Annotated in this window: 15 protein-coding genes and 1 tRNA gene; 11 read left to right on the forward strand and 5 right to left on the reverse strand. The window is 33.7% G+C overall.

Features of this window, described 5'->3' with window-relative positions:
- Positions 1-8: 8 nt before the first annotated feature.
- Positions 9-1,109, forward strand: a complete 1,101-nt coding sequence (locus SCB73_RS08845; protein ID WP_320569684.1) for a SusE domain-containing protein — start codon at positions 9-11, stop codon at positions 1,107-1,109.
- A gap of 60 nt (positions 1,110-1,169) precedes the next feature.
- Positions 1,170-4,043, forward strand: a complete 2,874-nt coding sequence (locus SCB73_RS08850) for an alpha-amylase family glycosyl hydrolase (RefSeq protein ID WP_320569685.1) — start codon at positions 1,170-1,172, stop codon at positions 4,041-4,043.
- Between the two features lie 85 nt (positions 4,044-4,128).
- Here the strand turns inward: SCB73_RS08850 and SCB73_RS08855 are convergent, their stop codons facing one another.
- Complete coding sequence (locus tag SCB73_RS08855; protein ID WP_320569686.1) at positions 4,129-4,353, reverse strand: DUF6814 family protein; 225 nt, start codon at positions 4,351-4,353, stop codon at positions 4,129-4,131.
- 12 nt (positions 4,354-4,365) lie between these two features.
- Positions 4,366-5,862, reverse strand: a complete 1,497-nt coding sequence (locus SCB73_RS08860) for an MFS transporter (RefSeq protein ID WP_320569687.1) — start codon at positions 5,860-5,862, stop codon at positions 4,366-4,368.
- A gap of 188 nt (positions 5,863-6,050) precedes the next feature.
- On the opposite strand from SCB73_RS08860, the gene SCB73_RS08865 reads away from it, so the two are divergent.
- Complete coding sequence (locus SCB73_RS08865) at positions 6,051-6,626, forward strand: hypothetical protein (RefSeq protein ID WP_320569688.1); 576 nt, start codon at positions 6,051-6,053, stop codon at positions 6,624-6,626.
- 127 nt (positions 6,627-6,753) lie between these two features.
- On the opposite strand, the gene SCB73_RS08870 is transcribed toward SCB73_RS08865, so the two are convergent.
- Positions 6,754-6,826: transfer RNA gene (locus tag SCB73_RS08870), tRNA-Phe, on the reverse strand.
- Positions 6,827-6,930: 104 nt separating this feature from the next.
- Between SCB73_RS08870 and SCB73_RS08875 the strand changes: the two genes are divergently transcribed.
- From SCB73_RS08875 to SCB73_RS08905, 7 genes are all read left to right on the forward strand, one after another.
- On the forward strand, positions 6,931-7,665 hold the full coding sequence (locus SCB73_RS08875; protein ID WP_320569689.1) for a type III pantothenate kinase: 735 nt from the start codon (positions 6,931-6,933) through the stop codon (positions 7,663-7,665).
- A complete protein-coding gene (locus SCB73_RS08880; RefSeq protein ID WP_320569690.1) occupies positions 7,658-8,887 on the forward strand; it encodes a hypothetical protein in 1,230 nt (409 codons plus the stop codon). The genes SCB73_RS08875 and SCB73_RS08880 overlap by 8 nt, the downstream gene beginning before the upstream one ends.
- Positions 8,888-8,937: 50 nt before the next feature.
- Complete coding sequence (gene lptC, locus SCB73_RS08885) at positions 8,938-9,489, forward strand: LPS export ABC transporter periplasmic protein LptC (protein WP_320569691.1); 552 nt, start codon at positions 8,938-8,940, stop codon at positions 9,487-9,489.
- 5 nt (positions 9,490-9,494) lie between these two features.
- Complete coding sequence (locus tag SCB73_RS08890) at positions 9,495-9,689, forward strand: hypothetical protein (protein ID WP_320569692.1); 195 nt, start codon at positions 9,495-9,497, stop codon at positions 9,687-9,689.
- 2 nt (positions 9,690-9,691) lie between these two features.
- Positions 9,692-10,951 (forward strand): hemolysin family protein, encoded by a 1,260-nt coding sequence (locus SCB73_RS08895; RefSeq protein ID WP_320569693.1) that lies wholly within the window; start codon positions 9,692-9,694, stop codon positions 10,949-10,951.
- 109 nt (positions 10,952-11,060) lie between these two features.
- A complete protein-coding gene (locus SCB73_RS08900; protein ID WP_320569694.1) occupies positions 11,061-13,160 on the forward strand; it encodes a peptidylprolyl isomerase in 2,100 nt (699 codons plus the stop codon).
- Between the two features lie 370 nt (positions 13,161-13,530).
- Entirely contained in the window at positions 13,531-13,881 is a 351-nt protein-coding gene (locus tag SCB73_RS08905) for a hypothetical protein (RefSeq protein WP_320569695.1), read from the forward strand.
- Positions 13,882-13,884: 3 nt separating this feature from the next.
- Here the strand turns inward: SCB73_RS08905 and SCB73_RS08910 are convergent, their stop codons facing one another.
- Positions 13,885-14,793: a GYDIA family GHMP kinase gene (locus SCB73_RS08910; protein ID WP_320569696.1), complete on the reverse strand. Its 909-nt coding sequence runs from the start codon at positions 14,791-14,793 to the stop codon at positions 13,885-13,887.
- Positions 14,794-14,891: 98 nt separating this feature from the next.
- Entirely contained in the window at positions 14,892-16,205 is a 1,314-nt protein-coding gene (locus SCB73_RS08915; RefSeq protein WP_320570083.1) for a hydroxymethylglutaryl-CoA reductase, degradative, read from the reverse strand.
- 180 nt (positions 16,206-16,385) lie between these two features.
- Here SCB73_RS08915 and SCB73_RS08920 point away from each other — a divergent pair, with 180 nt between their 5' ends.
- Positions 16,386-18,557, forward strand: coding sequence for a S9 family peptidase (locus SCB73_RS08920; RefSeq protein WP_320569697.1), 2,172 nt, complete (start codon positions 16,386-16,388; stop codon positions 18,555-18,557).
- Positions 18,558-18,571: the final 14 nt, after the last annotated feature.

An 18,571-nucleotide genomic window follows, 5' to 3' on the forward strand; every position in this document is an offset into this window, starting at 1 on the left:
TACAACAAATGAAAAATATAACGAAATTATTAATTGCTTTATTAGCATTAGTTGCTGTATCATGCAGCGTTGAAGATGTACAAGATAGACCTGTGATCGAAGGAGTTGATTCTCCAGTTTTAACTGCTCCTCAAAGTGGTGCGGCATATGTATTGAAACCAGAAGCTGCTGATGCTCAAGCGGAGCGTTTCACATGGAATTCAGCAAATTATGGAGGAGATGTTGAAATTACCTATACAGTTGAAATGGATAAAAAAGGAAACAGTTTCAAAACTCCTAAAGAATTAGGAACTGTAAAATCTCAAAATCAAGTTTCAGTTTCAGTTGGCAAATTAAACACGGCGGCTTTGGCTTTAGCAGCAACTCCATTTGTTGCTGGTGATTTTGAAGTAAGAGTAAAATCTGCTGTGAGTACAAATGTTATGTATTCAAATGTTGTTGGAATTGTTGTAACTCCTTACACTACTGAAACTCCAAAATTATGGGTTCCAGGTGGATACCAAAGTACAAGTGGCTACGGATCAGATTGGACACATTCTTCTGCTCCAATATTGATTGCTGAAGGATATGGAAAAACTGCTTTTGAAGGATATGTTTATTTCGCAACTGCACAAGATCCAACACAAGATGGAAAAGGATACAAATTATCTACTGAAGCAGGTTGGGGAGGAACAAATTATGGAGCTGGCTCTACAGCTGGTACATTAAGTTCAGCAGGTACTGCTAAAAATCTTGGAATCACTACTCCAGGATATTACAGAATTAAAGCAGATACTGATCCTACAAAATTATCAATCGCTACTTTAAAAACTACTTGGGGAATCATTGGTAATGCAACTCCAGGAGGATGGGATACAGACACTCCAATGACATACGATCCTGCTACTAAAAAATGGACAGTTACTGTGACTTTAACTGCTCAGTCTGCTCCAGATAATGGATTGAAATTTAGAGCCAACGGAAACTGGGATCTTAACTTCGGAGATACTGGTGCTAATGGTACTCTAGAAGAAGGTGGAACTAATATCGGTACATCTGCTGGAAAATATTTGATCACTTTAGATTTAAGTAATCCAAGAAATTACACTTATACTATGGTAAAACAATAATAAGTTGAAACCTAAAAAGAGGCTATCTACGGATAGCCTTTTTTAATAACCATATTAATTATGAAAAAAACTTTACTATTATTTTTCTTTTTGTTTTCGGCAATCTCGTTTGCACAGTTGCAAAATGTAACTTATTCTGTAAGCCCAGCTGCTTTTGAGGAAACTATATCTATTACTATTACGATTAATGGAAACAGTTTCGATGAATCAAAATGGGGTGTTACGGATAATGCTCTATATATGTGGGCGTGGGCATTTGATACCAATGATACAACTCAAAAAGGAACACCAAACAACGGTTCGTGGGAAGCATCGAGCGACGCAAGTAAATTTACCTACAATGTGGCAAGTGATACTTACACGAAAACAATTACACCAACAGTTTATTACAATACAACAGGAATTGGAAAAATTGGTTTTTTAATTAAAGCCAAAAATGGAACTGGAGACAAAAAATCACAAGATATTTTAGTTGAAGTTGGTTCTTTTCAAGTAACCTTGACTTCGCCAGCAGAAAATAGTACTACAATAATAGCATCAGGTTCTAATTTTAATATTGCAGCGACAAATACAAATGGAGTGGCAAGTTATACTTTAAAAGCAAACGGAACGATAATAGATACTAATGCAAGTACGGCAAGTTATTCTTACACAGCAAATAATCTTACAAACAATCAGAGTTATGAATTAGTTGCAGTTCAGGGGGCGGTTACGATTTCTAAAAAGTTCTCGGTTGTTGTAAATCCAAATACAGTTTCTGAGGCAATGCCTGCAGGTTTAATTGACGGAATAAATTATAATACTGCAGATGCTACAAAAGCAACTCTAGTTTTAGACGCACCTTTAAAAGATTTTGTTTATGTAGCAGGAAGCTTCAATAATTGGCAGCCAACAACGGCTTATGCCATGAAAAAAGATCCTTCTTCTGGAAAATTTTGGTTGGAATTAACGGGTTTAGTTTCGGGAGCAAATAATACGTATCAATATTGGGTAGGAGAGAGCACGCCTTTGGCAAATTCTCCCGCTTTGGTCAAAACAGCAGATCCATACTCAACTTTGGTTTTATCTCCTTATGATGATCCAGGAATTCCTGCAGCTTCATATCCGAATTTGCCAGTTTATCCAACAGGACAAAATTTTGAAGTTACGGTTTTAAAAACAGGACAAACACCATACAATTGGCAAGTAGCTAATTTTACAAAACCAGAAAAAGACAAATTGGTTGTTTATGAACTTTTAGTTCGTGATTTTGATGCTAAAAGAAATTATCAAACTTTGATTGACAGAATTGATTATTTTAAAACACTTAAAATAAATGCTATCGAATTAATGCCGGTAATGGAATTTGAAGGCAATGAAAGCTGGGGCTATAATACCTCATTCCACATGGCTTTGGATAAATATTATGGTACATCAGACAAATTAAAGGAGTTTATCGATTTATGCCACCAAAACGGAATCGCTGTAATTCTTGATGTTGCGTTGAACCACGCTTTTGGAAGAAATCCAATGGTTAGAATGTGGATGAACGATCCTGATGGAGACGGTTTTGGGTCTCCAACTTCAGAAAATCCGTATTTCAATACCGTTGCTAAACATACTTACAGTGTAGGTGAAGATTTTAATCATCAGTCAGCAAAAACGCAATATTATGTAGAGCGTGTTGTAAAACAATGGATTCAAGAATACAAAATCGATGGTTTCCGTTGGGATTTGACCAAAGGATTTACACAGGCTTGTACTGCTTCAGATGAATCTTGTACCAATGCATATCAGCAAGACAGAGTTGATATTTTGAAAAAATATGCTGATTATTCTTGGAGCCTTGACCCAACACATTACACGATTTTTGAACATTTAGGTTCTGATTCAGAAGAACAGCAGTGGGCAAATTACCGCGTTGCTGAAACACCAAGCAAAGGAGTTATGATGTGGGGAAAAATGACAGATCAATACAATCAATTGTCAATGGGATATTCATCAAGCAGCAATATTTCAAGAATGATGAGCTCTAGCCGTGGTTTTACAACAAATCGTTTGATGGGTTATGCTGAGAGTCACGACGAAGAACGTTTGATGTATAAAAATGTACAGTACGGAAATACATCTGGAACGTATAATGTAAAATCATTAAATACTGCTTTGTCGAGAATGTCTGCCATTGGAGCGGTTTCACTTTTGATTCCTGGTCCAAAAATGATCTGGCATTTTGGTGAATTAGGTTGGGATGACTCAATTTATACTTGTAATGACGGAACTGTTAATGATAATTCGGCAACTATTTCTGGAGATTGTAAATTAGATACAAAACCACAACCTCAATGGGCAGAAAATTGGTTGGGCGACACAAATCGTAATAAAATTTATTATGATTGGGCAAAAATGATCAACATGAAAGTAACTGAACCTGTATTTTTAGGAACAGCAACAATGGCAAGCGCAAACACACTGACAGTAAATATTAAAATTACCAACAGCAATTTAGCAGCAACACAATTGAAAGATGTTTTGATTTTGGCCAATTTTGATGTAACTCCACAAAACGTTTCTACGGGTTTTCAATATACTGGAATATGGTACAATTTAATGGATAATTCTTCAATAAACGTCACAGATGTTAATGCAACGATGAGTCTAAATCCTGGCGAATACAGAATTTATGGAAATAAAACAGCCAATTTAGCCATTCCAGATTTTGACCAAACAAGCACGGTAAAATTGTATCCAAATCCGGTTTTGAATTATTTTACTTTAAATGTTACCGCTTCTAAAGTTCAAATTTATTCAATAACTGGCCAGCTGGTAAAAAGTTTTGCTTCAAACGGAAATGTTGATTTTCAATATAATGTAAGTGATTTAAAAACAGGGTTATATGTTGTAAAAGCAATCGATGAAAACAATAAAGTTCAGGTAATGAAATTTATAAAAAAATAAAAGAAAGTTTTAAAATTTGGTTTTTTAGTAATGTAAAAGGGCTGTCTATTTGTTTAGACAGCCCTTTTTCGTTAAGTCGTTTTGGTTATTTTTTCTCGTTGTATTCTCCAATCAAAGAAAAATAGCCAAAAGTTCCCAAGCCTAAAACGATTAATGGGGTCAGAATGAATAGGGTTATAATTCCAAATACAGTATCATCCTGCTGGTCTGATAAAAATTTTGGCAAGCCAAATTCAAACACGCAGAAATAAGCTGCAGCAATGGAAAGTATAATCCATAAAACACCTAAAATTTGTTTAACTGTGTTCATAAGGTGTAGGCATTAAAGGTGATTTATTTTATTTTTATTGTCAATGTAAACCATTCCAATTACAAAGCAGATTGACGCAATAATAATTGGATACCAAAGGCCGTCAAGATAAAAGTCTTGTTTTCCATTTGCTTTGGCGTGGGTTACAAGATAAGTTGAAATTGCAGGCAACAATCCTCCAAAAATTCCATTTCCTACGTGATAAGGAAGCGACATTGAAGTGTATCTGATTTTTGTTGGAAACATCTCTACTAAAAAAGCCGCAATTGGTCCATAAACCATTGTAACAAATATTACCTGAATGAAAACTAGAAAAATTAGCATCCATTCGTCTTTAGAATTTATTTTAATCGTGATGCTGCTTTGTGATTCTTTTTTAGAAGCAAAATCAGTTTTCTTTTCCACATATGAAGTGCCATCTGTATAGGTTTTAGAAATTGTAGTTACAGCATCATTGTTTTCTTTTCTCTCGGTATTTTGGGTTGTTTTTTCAGTAATTTCTGTTTTGTATTTTACGTCGGTTGTGTCGTACATCATTTTATAAATTGGTCTATAAAATAATATTGCCAAAAGCATTCCCGTCATCATAATATATTTTCTGCCAACTTTGTCGCTCAGCCATCCAAAGAAAATAAAAAATGGCGTTCCTATTAACAATGCAATTCCTAAGAGACCATCAACTTGCGAAGAATCAATATTCATTACCGTTTTCATGAAACTCATGGCATAAAATTGTCCAGTGTACCAAACTACGCCTTGCCCCATTGTCGCGCCAAAAAGGGCCAGCAAAACAAATTTTAGATTATATCTATTCCCAAAACTTTCTTTTAACGGATTCGTGCTTGTTGTTCCTTCTTTCTTGGCTTTTGCAAATACAGGCGATTCGTCCATGTTTTTTCGGATTAAATACGAAATGCCAACCATTACAATTGATACCCAAAACGGAACGCGCCATCCCCAAGTATCAAAAGCTTCCGCAGAAAGTATATTTTTTGTGACCAAAATAACCATTAATGAAATAAATAAGCCTACAGTAGCAGTGGTTTGAATCCATGAAGTCCAATACCCTTTTTGCCCAATAGGCGAATGTTCAGCTACATAAGTTGCGGCACCGCCATATTCGCCGCCTAAAGCAAGTCCTTGCAACAAACGAAGAACCAATACCAACAAAGGAGCTAAAAAGCCTATAGTTTCATAACTTGGAATACAGCCTATCAAAAAAGTTGAGCCTCCCATTAGCAGTAAAGTTGCCATAAAAGTGTATTTTCGGCCAATAATATCACCAAGCCTTCCAAAAAATAAAGCGCCAAAAGGCCTAACAACAAATCCTGCAGCAAATGTTGCCAAAGTCGATAAAAATGCTGCAGCCGGATTATCACTTGGAAAAAATTTGGTTGAAATAACAACAGCTAAACTTCCAAAAATATAAAAATCGTACCATTCAATCATGGTGCCCATTGAGGACGCCGAAATAACTTTCCAAATACCTTTTGTAGAAGTTTTGCTCATAAAACCGTTTTGTGTACTTAATAATTATTAAATGCTAAAAATATAGTTTTACGAATATATAAGATATTTTGTTATTCACTTAATATTTTTTTAACAAAAACTATTAATTTGTTGACTTTGTAAGCTATGAGTGGGAATTTTAGTCAGAACAATTTTATATTTGAAAAATATTTTAAATTTCGATAAAAGTGAAACAGCTTAGGATAGTGTTTTTTTGTATGATTTTTATTTCTTGTGCAAACAGAAAAAATGCTGTCTCGAAGATAGAAAACAGATATAATTGTAAAGCTATTTCAGTGACGTCAGAAGAGGTGCAACATCAATATTTGAGTTTTATAGGCGATTGTGATTTTTGTAAAAAGGAATTTGAGAATTTTGATAAAATAAAAAAAGGCGCTTTGCTTTATCATTGGCAGGAAGGAATCGGCAGCAATCAATTTTTAATAGTAGATTTTGATAATGATTTTAGCTTTTTTATTAAGTCAGAAGGCTTTGTAAAAAAGAAAGATTTTTTTTTAGAAGATAAAAAGAAGTTAAGCTTTATTTTGGAAGTTTTGGAAAAAGGAAATTATTATCAAAGTTGTGACAGATTTGGTGGGCATTCCAATTTATATGTCTTGCTTGTAAAATGTGATGATGAAATAAAAGTTCAGTATTTTTCGCCTTTTACAGATTTTTATGAAATAAAAACTTCAGATAAAAATGTGAGTTCGATTAAGGAAGTTTTTGAAATAATGCAAAGGAATTATTATTGTAAGAGTTAAAAATGTAAAAAAAGTAAGAGCTTAAAAATAACTTTGCGAACCTTTGCGTAAATCTTAGCGCTCTTTGCGGTTAAATATTGAAAAAGGAATAAAAACAAAAAACCCGAATATTGCTATTCGGGTTTCGTGGTACCTCCAGGGATCGAACCAGGGACACATGGATTTTCAGTCCATTGCTCTACCATCTGAGCTAAGGTACCGTCTTGTGCTCAATGCGGGTGCAAAGATAGAATCATTTTTCGTTTATCCAAAACATTTTTTTAAAAAAATCAATTCGTATCTTCGCAAGGGTAAAAAAAAAGATATGATTTTAACTGTTGATGTCGGAAACACGCGAATTAAAGCAGCTGTATTTGAGGGTGATACTGTGTTGGAAAATTTTGTTTTTGAGAAAAACGATCTCGAAAAAAAAATTAAAGAAATTTTAGAAAATTTTCCAAATTGCTCCGATTTGGTTGTTGCTTCTGTCGGAAATGTCGAAAAACAATCTTTTTTGACTTTCGAAAATCAGCTGAATATTCATTTTTTTACGCATGAAGATGTTTTTCCCTTTCATAATAAATATGCCACTCCAAAAACGCTCGGAATTGACCGAATGATTTTGGCAGCGGGCGCAACTTTGCAATTTCCTAAAAAAAACAGATTGGTTATCGATGCTGGAACTTGTATTACCTACGATTTTATCGACGAAAACGACAATTATTTGGGTGGAGCCATCTCGCCGGGACTTCGATTGCGATATGAATCGTTGCATCAATTCACGGCCAAACTGCCTTTGCTGACTTTTGAAGAGCCCGAAAATTATGTAGGAAACTCGACTCAACAAGCCATACATTCGGGAGTTGTCAATGGGTTCGTCTATGAGATCGACGGTTTTATCGATGAATATCGAGCAGCGTTTTCAAATTTTATAATAATTTTAACGGGAGGTGATGCAGAATTTTTGGCTAAACGATTAAAAAATACCATATTTGCCAATTCAAATTTCCTTTTAGAAAGTTTGAACCAAACATTTCAATATAAAATCGACAATGATTAAAAAAATTATAATAAGTGCTTGTTTACTTATCTCGTTCGTTTCATTTGCTCAGCAAGGTACAGCTTCACCATATTCTTTCTACGGAATTGGAGATGCAAGATTCAAAGGTACTCTAGAAAACAGATCTATGGCTGGGGTTTCAATAGAGCAGGATAGTATTCACTTGAATGTTGATAATCCTTCAAGTTATGCTAGTTTAAGACAAACTACATTTACGGTCGGTGGAAGTTTTGGTACAGCTACATTAAAAAATTCTGACCACTCAGAAAAAGCGCAAAGAGCGACTTTTGATTATTTGGCAGTAGGAATTCCGATGGGAAAATTTGGAGCGGCTTTTGGTTTGGTTCCATTGTCTTCAGTTGGATATAAAATCATCAATGATAATACTGGTACAGAAGGAGCAACAAGCAATCAGTTTCAAGGAAAAGGTGGTGTTAACAAGGTATTTTTTGGTTTAGGATATAAAATTAGACCAAATTGGAATATTGGAGCAGATGTGCAGTATAATTTTGGATCAATCAACACATCAAGTGTTGAGGCGATTACAGGGGTGCAAAATGCGACTAGAGAAACAAATGAATCTGATTTATCGGGTGCTAATTTTAATCTTGGGACAATGTATCAAACCAAGATTGATAAAAAAATGATGTTGTTTACAAGTTTGAATTACACATTTGCTAGTACATTAAAAGCAAGCAATGTGAGAACTATAGAGGTTGATACAGATCCAGATCCAGTTGTGGCTGATCCAGTTGATGCAAAAATAAAACTTGGAAGCAAATTGACGCTTGGAGCGGGAGTTGGTATTCCGAGAAAATGGCTTGTTGGAACAACACTTGCTTTTCAAGGTAGCGGACAATATGAGAATTATTATAATTCAAGTGATGATGTTCGTTATGAGAAATATTCGAAATATGCACTTGGAGGTTATTATATTCCTAACTACAATTCATTTACAAATTATTTCAGCAGAGTTACTTATAGGGCAGGTTTGAAATATGAAAAAACAGGATTGGTAATCAACAATCAAGAAATAAATGATGTTGGAATGACTTTAGGAGCTGGTTTTCCAATTACAGGTTCATTTTCAAATGTGAATATTGGAATTGAATTTGGAAAAAGAGGTACAACTTCTGCAGGTTTGATTCAAGAGAATTATTTGAACTTTAGTGCAAGTTTCTCTTTCAACGACAAATGGTTTAGACAGCGCAAAATTGAGTAATACCTTAGTTATATTTTTATAAGCTCACTACAATTTACTACTTTTGGCAAATGAATTTACCAAAAAGATATACTATAGCCGTTGTCACAGTTTTTGCTGTGACACTGTTTTTTGGATGCGAAAGTAATTTTAAGGAAGTGCAAAGAAGTAACTTTGCAGAATTTGTTCCAGGAAGCGATGCTGACACGGTAAATATAAAATATACTGATTCTGGACGTATAACAGGTGTTTTGATTAGTCCGAAAATGCTGGATTATTCGAATCTTGAATTTCCTTTTACAGATTTCCCAAAAGGAATTGATGTTACTTTATATGACAAAAAGCAAAAACGTACCTTTATTAAATCGAATTACGCAATTTCATATAAGGAAACCGGAATTATTGATTTGCAAGGAAATGTAAAAATTACGTCAGAAACTGGACAAATGTTAGAGACTGAACAGCTGTATTTCGATCAGAAAAACGAATGGTTTTATACAGAACGAAAATTTAAGCTTACAGATGCTAAAGGAGTATCAACAGGTCAGGGAATAGATTTTAGTAAAGATTTTAAAATGATCAATTCACAGCGTATAAGTGGTGAAATTGAATCAAACGAATAAAAATTATGGGTTATTTAAAATACACACAATACGTTTATATTGCATTTGCAGTTTACTTTATATATGACGGAGTTACAAAATTGAATGAGGGCAATGAGTCTTACGCTCTAAGTTTTGTAATTGCTGGAATGGCTGTATTTATGTTTTTCTTCAGAAGAAAATTTGTCAAGAAATTTGACGATCGTAACAAAAAACAATAAAAATGGAGATTAGTATTATAATATTGTGTTTAATACTATCTGCTTTTTTTTCAGGAATGGAAATCGCGTTTATTTCCTCCAATAAAATTTATCTTGAAATTGAGAAAAAACAAGATAATTTTTTATCAAAAATCCTAACAAGGCTTACTCAAAATCCATCAAAATTTATTGCCGCAATGCTTATTGGCAATAATGTAGCATTAGTTATTTATGGCTTTTACATGGGGGATTTAATTCTTGAATGTATGGTGAGTTTGGGATTTCAATTTTCTGATTTGACAAGTTTGTTGATTCAAACTGCACTTTCGACTTTCATTGTTTTGATAACGGCAGAATTTCTTCCGAAAGTGTTCTTTCAAATTTATGCCAATTCATTAGTCAAGTTTTTTGCTCTTCCAGCGTATCTTTTTTACAAGCTGTTTTATTATATCTCAACTTTTTTCATTTGGATTTCCGATTTTGTCCTAAAGAAATTTTTTAAGACCGAAGGCGATCAGGTGCAATTGTACTTTAGTAAAGTCGAATTGGGTAACTATATAACAGAGCAAATGAATGCAGTCGAAGATGATGAAGAAGTAGATTCCGAAATTCAGATTTTTCAAAATGCCTTAGAATTTTCTGGCGTAAAAGCGCGCGATATCATGACGCCTCGCACAGAAATTGTCGATATTGATTTGTTTGACAGCGTTTCAGATCTAAAAGCGCTTTTTATAGAAACAGGCTATTCAAAAATAATAGTCAGTCAAAATACACTTGACGATATTGTAGGTTATGTGCATTCTTTCGATTTGTTCAAAAAACCTTCCACAATCAAATCAGTCTTAATGACAGTTGAATTTGTTCCGGAAACTATTTTGATAAAAGACGCTTTGAATCTTCTGATAAAAAAAAGAAAAAATGTTGCCGTTGTTCTTGATGAATATGGAGGAACATCTGGAATTATTACAATCGAAGATATTGTCGAAGAGCTTTTTGGCGAAATTGAAGATGAGCACGATCTTGATGAAGAGCTGATTGAACAGGAATTAGGAGACGGAAAATATTTGTTTTCTGCACGATTGGACGTTGAATACTTAAATGAAACCTATAAGTTAGAAATTCCAGAAGAAGATTCATATGGAACTCTCGGAGGTTTTATAGTCAACTCTACTAAGAAAATTCCACAAAAAGGAGACGAAATTGTAATCGATAACTATCATTTTGTGATTGAAGAGGCGACAAATAAGAAAATTGAATTGGTGAAAATGTCCCTAAAAGACTGATTTTTTTCAATAATTAAAAAAATTGTGCAAAATAAAACGCTAGTTGTATTGTTATTAACTAGATAATTGTATTTTCGCAAACTGAATATAAAATTAACGATAATTAAAAATGGCAGTTTTAGCAAAAATTAGACAGCGTTCCGCTTTATTGATAGGAGTTATTGCACTTGCATTATTTGCATTTATAATACAAGATCTAATCGGTAAAGGAACATTTAGTCAAAGTTCAAAAGATGTGGGAAGCATCGACGGAAAAGATATTTCATTTGAAGACTTTAGAGTTAAAGTTAGCAATGTTGAAAAAAGTGGTCAAGGAATTACTTCCACTGAAGCTGCAAACAGAGTTTGGGATCAAGAGGTTTCAATCGCATTATTATCTGCTCAATTTGAAAAATTAGGATTAAGAGTAGGTGAAAAACATTTGATTGAAGTTTTAAAAGCTGATCCAAATATTGGTAAAAACCCAATGTTTTTGAACGCAGCAGGAATTTTTGATGTAGTAAAATTCAAAGAATACTTCAAAACTAATCCTGAAGCAGCACAATATATTTCTCAAAAAGAGAAAGAAGCTGAGTTGAATGCAAAATTCCAAATCTACAATACATTAATCAAATCTGGACTTTACACAACTGCTAGTGAAGGAAAGTTGAAATATGAAATGGAAGCAAACAAAGTAAACTTTAGTTATGCTGCGGCTTTATATTCTTCTATTAAAGATAGCGAAGTGAAAATCTCTGATGATGAGATCGTAGAATATATGAAGAAAAACGAGAAAAAATTCAAAGCTGATGAAACTCGTGAAATTCAATATGTTTTAGTTGAAGACAAAGCTTCAAAAGAAGACGAGGCTGAAATTAAAGCTAAAATCACAAAATTGTTAAGCGGAAGTGTTGTTTACAATGGTAAAACTGGTAAAAACGATACTTTGCCAGGATTTAAAAATGCTACAAACATTGCTGAGTTTGTAAACTCAAATTCTGATGTTCCTTACGATTCTACTTATGTTCCTAAAAATGCTTTGCCAGCTGTTGATGCTGACAAATTATTCAGCTTGCCAGCTGGAGCAATCTACGGACCATACGTTTATGGAAGATATTATGCTATCTCTAAATCTTTAGGATTTAAAGCTGGTGTTAACGCAAAAGCTAGCCATATCTTGATTGGTTACGAAGGATCTCAAACACCTAACCAAAAAGAAAAAAGAACTAAAGAAGAAGCAAAAGCTAAAGCTGAAGAAATTTTAGCTCAAGTTCAAGCTAATCCAGATAGTTTCATGATGCTTGCTTTTACAAGCTCTGATGATTCATCTGCGCAACAAGGTGGTGATTTAGGATATTTTGGTCAAGGCCAAATGGTAAAACCATTCAATGATTTTGTATTCAGCAACGGAATTGGTAAAGTTGGATTAGTTGAAACTCCTTTCGGTTTCCATATTATTAAAATTACAGACAAACAAGACGGTATTCGTTTAGCTACAATCGCTCAAAAAATTGAGCCTTCTGAAGCTACTTCTGATAAAGTATTTACATTGGCAACTAAATTTGAAATGGAGGCTGCTGATAAAGATTTTGCTGCTACAGCAAAAGAATTAGGCTTAAAAGTTGCTGCTCCAGTAACTGCTAAAGCTATGGATGAAGCGTTTGGACCTCTAGGAAACCAACGTAACATCATCAGATGGGCATTTGATAAAGAAACTAGTATTGGTGATGTTAAGCGTTTTGAATTAGCTAACATTGGGCACGTAATTGCTCAATACAAAAGCGAAAACAAATCAGGTTTAGTATCTGTAACTATGGCTAGACCTTATGTTGAGTCTATCTTGAAAAATAAGAAAAAAGCAGAAATCTTAAAAGCTAAATTAACAGGTTCAACAATCGAAGCTGTAGCTAAGAGCGCTGGTGTAGCAGTTCAACAAGCGACTAACGTTACTATGGAAAACCCTGTTTTACCTGGTGGAGTTGGACAAGAGCCTAAAGTTGTTGGAAATGCATTTGCATTAGCAGCAAACAAAATTTCTGCGCCAATTGAAGGAAACACTGGAGTTTATGTAGTGAAAAACGTAAGCACAGTTAAAGCTCCTGCAATTGCAAACCATGCAGAATATGTAGCTAAATTAAAAGCTCAAAGTGCTTCTGATGCAGGTAGAGTTTTACCAGCTTTGAAAAGCAATGCTAAAATCGAAGATAACAGATTACAATTTAACTACTAGTTTTTAGAAGTTAAAATCAAATAGCGAAACCTGAAACTTAAATGTTTCGGGTTTTTTTATGCAAATAAAGGAGGCTGTAGATTGTTTTGTAAGTCAAACGACAATTTTTTTTGTAAGTTATATAGGAATAATAGAAATATAATTTAAAAAATTTGGGTTATTAGAATTATTGCATTTAATTTGTTAAAATTTTTATTTAAACAGAATAAATTTTATCCGTACGATATTTAAAAAAAGTGAGAAAAAATGAATAAGTACTTTAATAATCAAATAGTTGATGTTTTTTTCGTTTAACCCTTTTAGAAGAAAGCCGAGGGTATATTCTAAAATTGAGAATCATATATACGGAATCATTATCGAGCTTTTAAAAGTGAGCAGCACAGACATCAATGTTGATGAACTGGGGGGCAAGTACTACTTAAGCAACGAGGAGCAACATTTTAAAGTTACTATATTAAGCAACGATTATGTTATTAGATTAACGAACACACGTGATTCTGTTGCCGAAAAATATGATAAAGGATTCGTTGAAGATGTTTTAAAGGCTGTGAAAGAAGAAAAGCATCGTCGAATGGAGCTTGTTTATGATTCTATCAATAGTAGTATTGAAAAAATGGCGGAGCGCCTTCACAACACACTGATTCAATCTAATGAACTGGAGAATCAAAAGGTTCGTCATCTGCAATCTGAACCTAGTGAGGATAAAAAAGTAAATTCGTAAGATTTATAAAATCATTTCTTCATAAGTAAGAAGGGTTGGATATCCTTTTGAAATAAAATAATCTTTTGGATTTTCTTTAGAAATAACCATTACAAAGTCACCTCCCCAAGCACCAAGACTTTTAATTGTGCCATTAAAATCAGGAAAAGCCTTTTCTTTAATAGTGCTGATTTCAAGAATATTGCTCAAATGATTTTCATGTCTTTGAATTTCATGTGCGAATTCTTTTAAGGTTTTGGCATGAAGGATTGCTTGGGTGATTTTATTGTTTTCTGCAACGCTTTTGGCTAAATTTTGATCCTTATGTTTGTTGTAAGCATGAATCGCAGCTTTACTGTTTTGCTTTTTATTTAGATAGACAAAGTAGATGTCTTTTGTGAAATCAGGATTGAAAGTTACTGGTTCAACAGCATTGTTTTCAATTTTATATAAAATAGGTGTGTCGTTTTGTGCACAAGCAATGTCATAACCGCTTCCGCCAAAACTGTTTCGCAACAAAGTAAAAGCATTGATTTTTGTCCATTGCGCAATATTATTGATCAAAGTTGATGACGTTCCCAAGCCCCAATTTCTAGGAAAAGTAAGGTTTGTTGTGATTTTATATCCTTCTGAATTAGTAATGAATTCTGGATTCAATAAATAAGCCTTATGAAGAATATTGATCAATGTGGTTTTTACAGTTTCGATTTCTGAAGCTACATTGTTGATAATTTCGTCGAAAGTAATGGTGTTTTCAAACCAAAGCGTATTGTCAAAATCATAGCTTTTCCAATCGATGATTTTATCTTTTGCATTTTCAACAATCAAATTCTGTCCAAATTTAGTAGGCAAAGCAAAAGCATCTGCGCCGTCTAAAACTAAATATTCTCCAGAAATGAATAATTTTCCGTTACTGTAAAAGGTTGTTGACATACTTCAATTTTAAAATAAATTCCAATATTCCAAATTCCAATTATCGTTGGAATTTGGAATTTTATTTGGAAGCTATATTTTTGGAATTTTTAATTGTTTTATTTTCTTAAATTTTCGATAAACTCAACTACAGCGCTATGAGAAACGGCAGTTTTTTTGAAGTGAGCTTTGATTAATTGACGCTCTTCATGAGTTGCTTCAAACTGGTTGATGATATTGTTAAGGTGCATTTTCATGTGTCCTTCCTGAATTCCTGTTGTCGTTAAAGAACGCAATGCAGCAAAATTTTGTGCCAATCCGGCAACGGCAGTAATTTCCATTAACTCTGTTGCTGAAGGTTTTTCAAGAATTTCTAAACATAATTTTACCATCGGATGCAATGAAGTCAATCCGCCTACTGTTCCTAAAGCTAGAGGAATTTCCATCCAAAAAGAAAAAATTCCGTTTTCGATTTTTGCATGTGACAAACTTGAATATTGACCGTTTCTTGAGGCGTACGCGTGAACTCCGGCTTCAATCGCTCTAAAGTCGTTTCCAGTTGCTAAAACAACGGCATCAACACCATTCATAATTCCTTTGTTGTGCGTAACGGCTCTAAAAGGCTCTACTTCGGCAATTTGGACCGCTTGAACAAAACGCTCGGCAAATTCCTGCGGATTTGTAATATGTTTTTCTGATAAATCTTCAATCGGACATGAAACTTCGGCTCTTACAAGACAATGTGGCACATAATTCGATAAAATGCTCATAATTACTTGCAGATTGTCTTCTTCAGAAAACAAATCCGAATTTTGAAATTCCTCTTTTAATGTAGAAGCAAATTGTTCTAAGCATGAATTGATGAAGTTGGCTCCCATGCTGTCTTTGGTTTCAAAAGTAGCATGAAGCTGAAAGTAGTTTTCAAGTAAATTTCTTTTGTCTTTTAAATGTATGTCCAAAATTCCACCGCCACGCTGTTGCATGTTTTTGGTGATGTTTTGTGTTTCAGAGAAAAATTTAGGCTTTATTTCGTCAAAGAAAGTGTGAAGTTTTTCGGCATTTCCTTTGAAGGTAAAATGAACTTGACCAATTTTTTCAGTATTGATTATCGTGGTTTTGAAACCGCCACGTGTCGACCAAAATTTAGCGGCTTTTGAGGCTGCAGCAACAACTGAACTTTCTTCAATTGCCATTGGAATGGTTTTGTATTTCCCGTTTATCAGAAAATTAGGCGCAACTCCAAGCGGAATATATAAATTGGTGATTGTGTTTTCGATAAATTCATCATGAAGTTGTTGAAGCTTCTCGTCTGAATTCCAGTAATTTCTTATAATATTTAGCGCCTCTTCGGGTGTAGAAAAATATTCGTTGGCGATCCAATTAATTTTTTCTTTTTTGGATAATTTAGAAAATCCGGAAACAGCGTTGTTCATTCTCAATGTATTAAATAATATTGTGCGCACAAAGATACTATTTTAAGAGTTTTGATTGCAATCTATTTCATACATGAAAGTACGCAATCGTTATTTTTTTTAACATTTAACACTTAAAATGTGTATTATGTTTATTTTTTTTACTAAAATTGGGCTCTTTTTATATTTAAAATAATTATAATGAATACAAGTAAATTTACTGCAGTACTTTTATTTTTAACTGCGGTTGTTTTTGGACAGCAGAAAATAACTGTCGAAAACATTTTTGGAGGTACGTTTCGGGCTAAAGGAATGGACCAAATGCAATCCTTAAAAAATACCAATCAATATACTGTTTTAAATGTCGATCAGGCAAGCAGAAGTATGCAAGTTGATTTGTATGATTTTGCAACTTTAAAAAAAGTCTCAAATTTAATTGACACAAAAAACTTCAAAGAACTTGCTGACGGAATTGATGGCTACACTTTTGATGCTTCTGAAAAAAAGATGCTAATCGCTTGTAATTCAAACAAGATTTTCCGTCACTCTTTCACTGCCGATTATTTCATTTATGATATCGCTGGAAAAACTTTGACAAAATTGGTTGATTCTCAAATTCAAGAACCAACTTTCTCACCTGACGGAACAAAAATTGCTTACGCAAAACAAAACAACCTTTATATCTATGATGTCGCTTCAAAAAAAGCGACTGCAGTTACAACTGATGGTAAAAAGAATGCTGTTATAAATGGTATTACGGACTGGGTTTACGAAGAAGAATTTGCTTTTGTACGAGCATTTGACTGGAGCAAAGACAGCAAAAAAATAGCTTATATTCGTTTTGACGAAAGCCAAGTTCCAGAGTTTTCAATGTCAATGTTCCATAAAGATTTGTACCCAACAATTGAAACGTTCAAATATCCTAAGGCAGGAGAGAAAAATTCTGACGTTTCATTACACATTTTTGATGTAGCTGGATCGACTTCTAAAAAAGTTGACTTAGGAAATTACAATGATTTCTATATTGCAAGAATGCAATGGACAAATGACAATAATGTATTATCAGCTCAGGTTTTAAACCGCCACCAAGATAATTTAGATTTATTGTTTGTTGATGGAACTACAGCTGCTGCAAAAGTAGTTTTGAATGAAAAAGACAAAGCTTATGTTGATGTGACAGATAATTTGACTTTCTTGAAAGACAACAGCTTTATCTGGACAAGCGAAAAAGACGGATTTAATCATATTTATGTTTATGATAAAACCGGAAAGCTTAAAAATCAAGTTACTAAAGGAAACTGGGAAGTGGTTTCATACTACGGTTTCGACGAAAAAACAAAAACTATTTTCTATCAATCTACAGAAAATGGTTCTATCAACAGAGATATTTACAGAGTTGGTTTAGATGGAAAGAATAAAACTCGTTTAACTACAAAAGTTGGAACAAGTGCGGCGACTTTCAGTCCTAACTTCCAATATTTTATTACTACTTTCTCAAGTAATTTAGTGCCTACGACTTATACTCTAAATGAGTCAAAAACAGGAAAAGAAATTCAAGTTATAGAAAACAACCAAGCGCTTGTTGATAAGCTTAAAAGTTATAACTTGCCTGCAAAAGAATTCTTCGTTCTAAAAACGGCTAAAGGAAACGAATTAAACGCATGGATTTTAAAACCAAAAGATTTTGATCCTTCTAAAAAATATCCAGTTTTCATGTACCAATATTCTGGTCCTGGATCACAGCAGGTAAATAATGACTGGAATAATTCTGATGATTATTGGTTCTTATCGCTTACACAGCAAGGTTATATTGTAGCTTGTGTTGACGGAAGAGGAACTGGCTACAAAGGAGCTGATTTCAAAAAAGTGACTCAAAAAGAATTAGGAAAATACGAAGTCGAAGATCAAATCGATGCGGCTAAAGTAATTGGTTCTTATCCTTATGTTGATGCTTCTAGAATTGGAATTTTCGGATGGAGTTATGGTGGATTTATGGCTTCGAACTGTATTTTCCAGGGAAATGATGTTTTCAAACTGGCAATCGCTGTTGCTCCTGTAACAAACTGGAGATTTTATGACAGTGTTTACACAGAAAGATACATGCAGACGCCACAGGAAAATGCAAGCGGATACGATCAAAACTCACCAATTAATCATGTTGATAAATTAAAAGGTAAATTTTTATTGATTCACGGTTCAGGCGATGACAATGTTCATGTTCAGAACTCGATGCAAATGATGGAAGCTTTAATTCAAGCAAACAAACAATTTGATTCTCAAATTTATCCAGATAAAAATCACGGTATTTATGGTGGAAAAACAAGAGTGCAGCTGTACACTAAAATGACTAACTTTATCAAAGAAAATTTATAATTCACAAATATTAA

The organism is Flavobacterium sp. KACC 22761 (genome assembly GCF_034058155.1).
Classification (GTDB): Bacteria; Bacteroidota; Bacteroidia; order Flavobacteriales; family Flavobacteriaceae; genus Flavobacterium.